At 71.7% G+C, this 6,332-nt stretch carries 8 protein-coding genes; 3 read left to right on the top strand and 5 right to left on the bottom strand.

What is annotated here, in order from left to right:
* Positions 1 to 454, bottom strand: a 454-nt coding sequence (locus Q0195_RS10710) for a Uma2 family endonuclease (RefSeq protein WP_299278185.1), incomplete at its 3' end; no start/stop codon positions are given.
* A 240-nt stretch (positions 455 to 694) separates the two neighbouring features.
* Between Q0195_RS10710 and Q0195_RS10705 the strand changes: the two genes are divergently transcribed.
* On the top strand, positions 695 to 1,132 hold the full coding sequence (locus Q0195_RS10705) for a nitroreductase family deazaflavin-dependent oxidoreductase (protein WP_299278182.1): 438 nt from the start codon (positions 695 to 697) through the stop codon (positions 1,130 to 1,132).
* A 21-nt stretch (positions 1,133 to 1,153) separates the two neighbouring features.
* Positions 1,154 to 1,954 (top strand): alpha/beta hydrolase, encoded by an 801-nt coding sequence (locus Q0195_RS10700; RefSeq protein ID WP_299278180.1) that lies wholly within the window; start codon positions 1,154 to 1,156, stop codon positions 1,952 to 1,954.
* Positions 1,955 to 1,978: 24 nt separating this feature from the next.
* Here the strand turns inward: Q0195_RS10700 and Q0195_RS10695 are convergent, their stop codons facing one another.
* The 4 genes from Q0195_RS10695 to Q0195_RS10680 form a co-directional block, all read right to left on the bottom strand.
* Positions 1,979 to 2,431: a TA system VapC family ribonuclease toxin gene (locus Q0195_RS10695; protein ID WP_299278178.1), complete on the bottom strand. Its 453-nt coding sequence runs from the start codon at positions 2,429 to 2,431 to the stop codon at positions 1,979 to 1,981.
* Positions 2,428 to 2,649: an antitoxin gene (locus tag Q0195_RS10690; RefSeq protein WP_299278175.1), complete on the bottom strand. Its 222-nt coding sequence runs from the start codon at positions 2,647 to 2,649 to the stop codon at positions 2,428 to 2,430. The genes Q0195_RS10695 and Q0195_RS10690 overlap by 4 nt, the downstream gene beginning before the upstream one ends.
* A gap of 124 nt (positions 2,650 to 2,773) precedes the next feature.
* On the bottom strand, positions 2,774 to 3,193 hold the full coding sequence (locus Q0195_RS10685) for a hypothetical protein (RefSeq protein WP_299278173.1): 420 nt from the start codon (positions 3,191 to 3,193) through the stop codon (positions 2,774 to 2,776).
* A gap of 99 nt (positions 3,194 to 3,292) precedes the next feature.
* Positions 3,293 to 4,438, bottom strand: coding sequence for a hypothetical protein (locus Q0195_RS10680; RefSeq protein ID WP_299278171.1), 1,146 nt, complete (start codon positions 4,436 to 4,438; stop codon positions 3,293 to 3,295).
* A 115-nt stretch (positions 4,439 to 4,553) separates the two neighbouring features.
* Here Q0195_RS10680 and Q0195_RS10675 point away from each other — a divergent pair, with 115 nt between their 5' ends.
* Positions 4,554 to 6,182: a TIGR02677 family protein gene (locus Q0195_RS10675; RefSeq protein WP_299278168.1), complete on the top strand. Its 1,629-nt coding sequence runs from the start codon at positions 4,554 to 4,556 to the stop codon at positions 6,180 to 6,182.
* Positions 6,183 to 6,332 lie beyond the last annotated feature (150 nt).

Here is a 6,332-nt window from a genome sequence, read left to right as displayed (position 1 = left end):
CGTACCTGCCCTCGACAAGGTCGAGGGCATGCAGCGAGGGCTCCGCCGGGTCGACGATCCAGTACGACGGCACGCCCGCCTCCTCGTACTTGGCCCGCTTGAGCAGCTCGTCCTTACGACCGGTCGACGGCGAGAGCACCTCGACAGCGAGCACCAGGGGCGCGGCGAGACTCTGCGCCTCCACGTCTTCACCGCGGACGACGAGGAGGTCTGGCTGGAGCGACGTGCGGCGGTCCGGACGCCAGTCGACGGGAGCGAAGAACACCTCGAGTCCGGCCGGGCACGCGCTCGCGAGCAGCAAGTGGAGCCTCGCCACGACGCGCTGGTGCAGCAGCGCGGGTGCCGGCGTCACGAGGAGCATCCCGTCGAGCAGCTCGTACTGCAGGCCGTCGTCGGGCAGGTGGACGAGGTCCTCGACCGTCCATTCCCCGTCCGCGCGCGGCAGCACCGTCATGCGGCCCATGGTCCTCCTCGTCTCGGGTGTGTCACGGCAGGGCATCGCGCCAGTGTGCCGACGCGAAGACGGGACCGGGGAGGCCGTCCACAGGCTGCCGTGCGGTCGCCGGTGCCTGGTTCGCCGTTCGCTGCACCGCCCGGACCAGCGCCGGCGGACGCGGCGATGAGGGAGGGCCTGGTGCATTCCCGAGCGGCGATGAGCGCTGCGACGACAGCCCTGCTCAGGTAGACAGTCCCCATGCCCCTTCACGGTGAGTACGTCCCCAGCATCAGCAAGCGTTCCCGCGATCAGGTGGAGCTCTACGAGCGCTCCGGCGGTGTCCAGGGCACCACGCTGCACGGCCGGCCCGTGGTCATCGTGACCAGCCGCGGCGCGAAGACCGGCAAGCTGCGCAAGACACCGCTCATGCGGGTGGAGCACAACGGCAGCTACCTCGCGGTGGCGTCGATGGGCGGCGCGCCGAAGCACCCGGTCTGGTACTACAACCTCAAGGCCCACCCGCAGGTCGAGCTCCAGGACGGCCCGCAGAAGTGGGACATGGTCGCCCGTGAGCTGACCGGTGCGGAGAAGGAGGAGTGGTGGGCGCGGGCGGTGGAGGCGTTCCCGCCCTATGCGGACTACCAGGCGCGCACCGGCCGGGAGATCCCGGTCTTCCTCCTGGAGAAGACGGACTGAGAGATCGAGCAGGAGGATGCAATGAAGCAGTGGACCTACCCCGGTCACGCCGGTGAGCTCGCGGCCCAGGCCTGGCTCGTCGACCAGCCCCGCTACGTCGTCGTGCTCTGTCACGGCTACGGCGAGCACATCGGCCGGTACGACTGGGTCGCCCGCACCCTCAACGCGCACGGGGCGAGCGTCTACGGGGTCGACCACGTCGGCCACGGCCGCAGCGCGGGCGAGCGGGTGCTCATCACCGACTACGACGACGTCGTGGAGGACTTCCACCTGCTCGTCCGCACCGCCAAGGAGGAGAACCCGGAACTGGCGGTGGCGCTAATCGGGCACTCGATGGGCGGGATGATCGCCGCCCGGTACCTGCAGCTCCACGGCGAGGAGCTCACCGCGGCGGTGCTCTCCGGGCCGGTGATCGGCAGCTGGGCCACCGTCGACACCCTGCTGCCGCTGGAGGAGATCCCGCCGACCCCGATCGACCCGTCCACGCTCTCCCGCGACCCGGCGGTGGGGGAGACCTACGCCGCCGACCCGCTCGTGTGGCATGGCAACTTCAAGAAGCCCACCCTCCAGGCGCTGCAGGACTGCATGGACCGCATCGCCGCCGGCGGCTCCATCGGAGACCTGCCGCTGCTGTACCTCCACGGCGAGGAGGACCAGCTCGTCCCCATCGGTCCCAGCCAGGCCGGCATGGAGGCGATCCGCGGGCCGCGCACCGAGGCGAAGACCTACCCGGGCGCCCGGCACGAGATCTTCAACGAGACGAACAAGGAGGAGGTCCGGGCCGACGTCACCTCCTTCATCGACCGCGTGCTCGGCAGCTGAGGGCCGGCGAACAGCAGCGCGACATCAGGCGTGGAGCGTCTCGGCCGTGATGCCGACTGCGCTCGCCAGCTCGCCGAGTGCGGCATCGAACGTGACGAGCCGCCCATCGTGCTCGTCACACAGAGCCAGCAGATGAGCATCGGTGACCTGCCGGTGCCCGGACAGCACCGCAGCGTCGACTGTGCCACCGACGACGTGACGGACCGAATCTGGCCAGAACGTGTGCCCACGAAGCGCGGTCATCCTGCGGAGCAGCTCGATGGCCACGCTCGGTGTCGTCGCGGTCGTCATCGCGCGGCGGTTGGCTGAGACGCGGACGAACCCTGCTTCGGTGATCGGGGTCGTCGCCCAGCCGCCGGTCGCGGCGTGAGCGCTGAACCAGCTCTGTGCTGCCCGGTGTCCGACATGGTTCGGCCACGCCAGCGCGATGAGCACATTGACGTCGAGCAGGGCGCTTCCCCGGGCCGCCGCACTCACTCGTCGTCCAGGGCGCGTGCGACGTCCTCAGCGGTGATCGGAGGCGCATCGTCAGGGACATCGAACACCGGGAAGCCGTCTCCATCGGCGATCTGGGTCGGTGCGAGCGCACGACGGGCGAGGTCGGAGATGACGGCGCCCACGGACCGCCCCTCGGCAGCGGCGATCTGCTTGGCGTCCTCAAGCACGTCGTCGTCGATATTCAGGGTGGTGCGCATGGCATCAGTGTATCGACGCATCAGCACATTCCGGGCCCTTCACCGCGGTCCGGGCACGACGAGGGACGGCGACGGCGCGGACATACCTCATCGATGTCCGGCTCGCTCCTCGGGCTGGTCCCGACTACGCGGCCCAGGACCGGCGTACCGAGCCCAGGCGCCGCCATCGGGCATGACGCAGCTGGACGACGACGCCGACGACGGCGAGCACGAGCCGGCCCACCGCCCACGCCGGCTGGTCGACGAGCGGTACCCGGACGGCGGTGACCTCGGCCAGGTCGGCGGCGTCCACGAGGAGCATCAGGCCGGCGACGGCGACGTTCGCGCCGGCGAATGCGCTGACCACGATGAGCACCAGCTCCGGCAGGTTGGTGACGACGGCGAGCACGCCGAGCAGCACGCCACCGGCGAGCCCCAACCCGATGAGCGCCCACGGCTCGCTGACGCCGAGCGTCGAGGCCACCGCCTGGCCCAGCACGAAGCCCATCGAGGCGAAGGCGAGCACGACGGCGACGGCGAAGAACACGTACGCGAGCGCGGCCACTACCAGCGCGAGGACGACCGCGACGAGCCAGCCGGTCGGCGTCGCCAGGTAGGGCTGGTCGGTGAGGGCAGCAACGGAACGGTTCGTCGCCCGGTTAGGTCAGCCACCGAAGAACGCCTCGTAGAGTTTGACGACCGTCAGGACCAGACCGAGGCATACCAGTCCCGCGGCGCCCATCACCAACCAGTACACGACGAACTCGAGCCCGTGCTTGCGGGCCATGGACCAGCGCGGCCCACGTCGCTGCTGCGCCAAACGCTTGCCGGCCGGCGCAATCCGGCGTCGCGACCGCTCCCAGGTGTGGCCGGGCCTGCGTTGAGACTCCCGGTACGTGAGCAGGCGGCGCCTGAAGGACTGGTCGGGGACGCGCTCGTCGCGGTAGCGGGCGGCGCGCCCGACGATCGCAGGTACGGCCTTGGTCCACAGGGCGTCGATGGCCTGCCACGGCTCGGTCGTGCCGAAGTCGGCGTGGCCGGGGGCGAAGAAGACCAGCGTGTCACCGATGATCTCGATGTGGAACGCGCCGGCGTGGTCCAGCAGCAACGCCATCACGCGCGGTGTGAGCACGTACAGCGCATCCTGCGCGTAGCCCGCAGGGGCATGCAGCACGAAGCTGCGGTTGAACGGGTAGCCCGTGGGCACGATCTCGCCGATCTCGGCGCCGGCGAGTTCCCTGGGCAGGGGGCCGGCTGCGGTTGACCGCAGGATGAGGTGGGGCAGCGGCGCCGGGAGCTGGGTCGCGAGGTAGTGCCACTCCAGGGCGCTGTGGGTGCGGCTGGTGAGGTTCCCGAACTCCACCCCGGGAGCGGAGAAGCGCGGACGACAGCTGGCGGTCCGTCGCTCCCCGGTGATGAGCGAGACGAAGGTGGCGCGGTTGACCGGCTCGATGTCGACGTCGTTGACCATGCCCGTCAGGTGCTCGCGCCATGCTCGCACCTCGGACTCCCGGCGCGGTCTGTCCAGCCACTTGGCCAGCTTGGTCGTCGCGTACCAGAGCGCCACGAAGACCGCCAGGTTGATGACGAGGCCACCGACGGCGCTGGGCGGCACGCGGGGGCGCGCCGCGGCGTCGATGCTGCTGCTGAAGCCGAGCCAGATCAGCCCGAAGTACACCAGGAGCAGGATGGACGCGATGCCTGCGGGCACGAGGCTGCGTCCCTCGACCTCAGGGCGCGACTCTTCGTCGAGCTCTGCGATCGCCGCCTCGAGCTCGTGCTCCTCGGCGGTGAGCCACCGCAGGTCCACAGCCCCGCCCTCCCGTCCTGGTCCGCCCAGCAGCGTACGATGCCGGCCCGTGCCCGACGGACGCCGCGGATGCCTGCACACTCGATGTCGGTAGCCCGTGCGACCATGTGGAGCCATGACGGACCTCGCTCCCGAGACACCCGCTCACAACCCTGAGAGCCCCGCGAGTGGCTACGGCCCCTTCGCCTACCTCAGCACCCCCAACGCCCCGCTCTACCGGCGGGTCATGCGGGCGCTGATGGCACAGAAGGAGCGGTTCACGGTCCACGTGCGTCCCGAGGAGGTGTCCGCAGCCCTGGCGGCCGACGGTGGGGCGCCGGTGGAGGAGAACATGGTCACCGAGGCCCTGGAACGGTTGGCCCAGCCCGGCTGGGGCAACCTGCTCGCCTTCCCCGACTCGAGCCGGGTCACCGCGCTGGAGGACTTCTACCGCCGGCGGATGCTCTATCAGCTCTCGCGCGAGGGCGAGGCCGCCGAGCGTGCCCTGGCGCAGTACGACGCCGCGCTGGGTACCCGCGGCGCCCTCCAGTCGGTCGCGCTGGAGGACATCGTCGTGCTCCTCACCTCGCTGCGCGACACCGTCGAGGCACATCGGGCGGGTGGCGAGGTCGACCCCGCCGTCACCCATCAGGCGCTGCGGTCACTGCGCGAGCGGTTCGTCGAGCTCGCCGAGAACGCCGTTGCGTTCATGGGCTCGTTGCAGCGCACCATCGACCTCCACGACGCCGACGTCGAGGCCTTCCTCGCGTACAAGGAAGAGCTCATCGCGTATCTCGAGCGCTTCATCCACGACCTCCTCACCCGCGGTGCTGCGATCGCCGAGCTCCTCGCCGCCATCCCGCCCGACGGCGTGCGCTTCCTCGCCGACACCGCCGCTGAGCGTGAGGCGGCCGACGCGGCGCCGGGCGAGGCCGACACGGCACGAGCCCGGGCGCGCGAGACCTGGCTGCAGCAGTGGTCGGGGCTCACCGAGTGGTTCGTCAGCACACCCGGCCGGGAGAGCGAGGCCAAGCTGCTGCGGGCGCGCGCCCGTGCCGCCATCCCGCAGCTGCTCGCCGTCGTCCGCGCCCTGCACGAACGCGCCGGCGGCCGCACCGACCGCACCCAGGACTTCCTCACCCTGGCCAGGTGGTTCGCCGCCCTGCCCAGCGACGGCGAGCGGCACCGGCTGTGGCGCTCGGCCTTCGGGCTCACCCCGGTGCGCCACCTCAGCGTCACGGCGGCCACCCAGGACGCATGGGCCGCCGCCGAGCTCGGCACCACCACGCCGTGGCCGGATGCGCCGCCGCTGGAGATCAGCCCGCAGCTGCGGCGCAGCGGCTCCTACGAGCGGCGCGGCCGGGCCGTCCGGGTCCAGGACCGGTCCGTGGCCAAGCGCATGCTCGCCGAGCGTGCCCGGGCGGAGGCGGAGCAGACCGCTGCCGCCCGGCGCCGGATCCTCACCGACGGCCCGCGGCCGCTGTCCGCCTTCGGCGAGCTCGACCCGGAGGCCTTCCGGCTCTTCCTCGGCCTCCTCGGCGATGCCCTGGCCGCCATGGGGCCGCAGGCGGACACCGCCCAGGTGCACACCTCCGACGGCGAGCTGACGGTCACGCTCAGCCGCATCCCTGGCGCCGGGACGATGACGCTGCGCACCCCCGACGGCGATCTCACCGGCCCCGACCACCTCGTCGACATCGCCTCGGCCGTGGACCTGCCCGGGCTGAGCGCCCCGGCCGAGCGGCCCGCGGAGGTGTACGCATGACGTCGCTCGACCTCGCCCCGAGCATCGCCGGGGCCCTGGAGGCCCGGGAGGCCGAGGGCCGCAGCCGGGCGCTGCGCGCGCTGCTCCTGCGCCCGGTGCTGCGCGCCCAGACCGACGGCGAGACGTTCCGCCTGGCCCGCCGCCACGCCG

This window comes from uncultured Georgenia sp. (assembly GCF_937958535.1).
In the GTDB taxonomy this organism is placed as follows: domain Bacteria; phylum Actinomycetota; class Actinomycetes; order Actinomycetales; family Actinomycetaceae; genus Oceanitalea.
This window is presented reverse-complemented; position numbering and strand designations above follow the sequence as displayed.

Excerpts from the sequence above, each read along its gene's own strand:
- Q0195_RS10705 (WP_299278182.1), top strand. The coding sequence starts at position 695 with ATGCCCCTTCACGGTGAGTACGTCCCCAGCATCAGCAAGCGTTCCCGC.
- Q0195_RS10675 (WP_299278168.1), top strand. The coding sequence starts at position 4,554 with ATGACGGACCTCGCTCCCGAGACACCCGCTCACAACCCTGAGAGCCCC.
- Q0195_RS10700 (WP_299278180.1), top strand. The coding sequence starts at position 1,154 with ATGAAGCAGTGGACCTACCCCGGTCACGCCGGTGAGCTCGCGGCCCAG.
- Q0195_RS10690 (WP_299278175.1), bottom strand. The coding sequence starts at position 2,649 with ATGCGCACCACCCTGAATATCGACGACGACGTGCTTGAGGACGCCAAG.